This is a genomic window from Paraburkholderia sp. HC6.4b (assembly GCF_014200875.1).
Lineage (GTDB): Bacteria > Pseudomonadota > Gammaproteobacteria > Burkholderiales > Burkholderiaceae > Paraburkholderia > Paraburkholderia tuberum.
In genome coordinates this window covers 1-2717 of the sequence record NZ_JACHDC010000052.1, presented here as the reverse complement: position 1 = coordinate 2717, position 2717 = coordinate 1, and the positions used below count along the sequence as shown (strand labels likewise).

General features: G+C 64.9%; 2 protein-coding genes. Both read left to right on the top strand.

Annotated elements, in window-relative coordinates:
• Window positions 1-810: 810 nt before the first annotated feature.
• Window positions 811-2313, top strand: coding sequence for an IS21 family transposase (gene istA, locus HDG34_RS38515; protein WP_184069230.1), 1503 nt, complete (start codon window positions 811-813; stop codon window positions 2311-2313).
• Window positions 2300-2717 (top strand): ATP-binding protein (locus HDG34_RS38510; RefSeq protein ID WP_184069227.1); only part of this gene is annotated, 418 nt, incomplete at its 3' end. The genes istA and HDG34_RS38510, both read left to right, overlap by 14 nt.

Below are 2717 nucleotides of genomic sequence, written 5' to 3'. Positions count from 1 at the left end.
TGTGAACGGCTGTGAGAAACCGACACTAGACGGCGGCATCGATCAGAGATACCGAATGGTCCAGGTCTGCTGAGCGGTTTGGTAATGGTTTGTGTGAAGTGCAGGAGGCGGCACCGGCTGCGTCGGAAGGAGCCCGTAGGGCGCGTGCAGACGCAGCCGATTCGGCTTGCTTCAGGAAGAGGTGACGCTGAAGTCGGGATGCGGTAGAAGAAGGCTTACCGCCGAAGAAACAGGCTCGACACCGGCTCAAACCGCCAAGTTCACTCCGATGTCGAGCCCCACACGCGCACGGGGCACGGGTGCCGGGCCAGTATGGCACGACCCATTATTCCCGTCGATACCGTTGCGGCATTGACGGGGATTGCCGATGCCGGACACAGGCCGTCTGTTCGTGTGCGCCCGTTGCCGGGCGCAGGTCGTCGTTTGCCGCCGTTGCGACCGCGGCCAGATCTACTGCGACGGTGACTGTTCTGAGGTCGCACGCCAGGCCAGCATGCGCGTGGCCGGCCAGCGCTATCAGCGCAGTCGTCACGGCCGCTTCGCGCATGCCGAACGGATGCGCCGCTATCGCAACCGCCAGAATAAAGTGACGCATCAGGGTTCCGCTGTACCTGCCGCCGATGCTCTACTGGCACCGACTTCGACGACGTCGGCGGCAACAGCAGCGGTGTCCGCCACCGCCCCAGCTGTGCCTGAGCGTTGCCATTTCTGCCACTGCGTCTGTCCGGACTCCGTGCGCCTCGGGCCACTACGCCGTCGGGTCTTCCGTGATGTTCGTACTACTACTACCTACTACACAGGAAGTGACCCATGACCATTGGAGTTGAACTCGAGGCGCAGATCCTGCGCTACTACCACGTCGAGAAGTGGCGCTGCGGCACCATCGCACGGCAGTTGCACGTGCACCGTGGCACGGTCCAGCGCGTGCTGGCGCAGGCCGGTCTGCCCCGCGTCGGCGGGATGCTCAGACCTTCGCAGATCGATGCCTACCTGCCGTTTATTCATGACACGCTCAAGAGGTTTCCGTCGCTCACGGCCAGCCGGCTGTATGCGATGGTCACCGAGCGCGGCTACCGTGGCAACCCTCATCATTTCCGGCACCTGATCGCGGTACACCGTCCGCGTCCTACACCAGAGGCTTATCTGCGGCTGCGCACCTTGCCTGGAGAGCAGGGCCAGGTTGACTGGGCCCATTTCGATCATCTGCAGATCGGGCGCGCGCGCCGGCCGCTCATGGCCTTCGTCATGGTGCTGTCGTGGTCGCGGCAGATCTATCTGCGCTTCTTCCTCGATGCCCGCATGGACAGCTTCCTGGCGGGCCACGCCGGCGCGTTCGCGGCGTGGTCCGGATTGCCAAGGATCCTCCTCTACGACAATCTCAGGAGCGCTGTGCTCGAGCGTCAGGGTGATGCGATCCGCTTCAACCCGACGCTTCTTGCGTTCGCCGCTCATCATCGCTTCGAGCCCCGTCCAGTGGCAGTGGCCAGAGGCAACGAGAAGGGACGCGTCGAAAGAGCTATCAGGTATGTACGTGAGAATTTCTTTGCCGCGCGCAAGTTCGTTGACCTCGACGACCTGAATGCCCAGGCCGCGCTCTGGTGCGCCGGTCCCGCCGCCGATCGTCCCTGCCGGGAAGAGCCCACGATCACGGTGCGCGAAGCCTTCGCCCGCGAACAGCCCAGCCTGCTTGCGTTGCCGGCGAATCCGTACCCGTGCGAGCTGCAACTGGCCGTGAAGGTCGGCAAGCAGCCGTATGTGCGCTTCGATCTGAACGATTACACGATCCCGCATACCCACGTGCGGCGCGTACTCACGGTCCGGGCCGATCCCCGGCAGGTGCGCATTCTCGACGGCGCCGATCTGCTTGCAACTCATGTGCGCAGTTACGATCGCGGCGCGCAGATCGAGATTGTCGCGCACATCGACGCCCTCGTTGCACGCAAACGCGAAGCCCGTCACCATCGCGGCCTCGACCATCTCGCCCGCGCGGCGCCGGCCAGTCACACGCTCATGCTGCGCGCGGCGGAACGCGGCGCCAATCTGGGCAATATCACCGCCCACCTGCTGCGGCTGCTCGACCGTTATGGTGCAGCCGAACTGCAGGCAGCGATCGAGGAAACGCTCGCCAGCGATGCCGCGCCTCACCAGAATCCGGTGCGTCTGGCGCTGGAGCGTCGGCGCGAGTCGCGGCAGATACCGCCGCCGGTGACGGTGAACCTGCCCGAGCACGTGCGTAGCAAGGACACGCTGGTGACCCCTCACCGGCTCGACATCTACGACCAGATAACGGGAGGTGCTGATGAGCTCGCCTGAGAACCTGCAGGAGCGCGCGAACGCCCTGCGCCTGTACGGGCTGCTGGCACACTGGCCGGATCTCACGGACGCCGGCTGGGTTGCGCCGCTGCTGCAGTGGGAAGAAGACGAGCGTGCCCGCCGTTCGCTCGAGCGACGCATCCGGGATGCCCATCTGGGTAGCTTCAAACCGCTGTGCGACTTCGACTGGGCCTGGCCCACGCGCTGCGACCGGGCCACCGTTGAAGAACTGATGTCGCTCGAGTTCGTCAGGGACACCGCCAACGTCGTACTGATCGGCCCGAACGGCGTGGGCAAGTCGACCCTGGCGCTGAACCTCGCCTACCAGGCGCTCGTCAACGGGCACACCGCGCTGTTCACAACCGCTGGCCAGATGCTCGGCGAGCTCGCCGCGCTTGACAGTG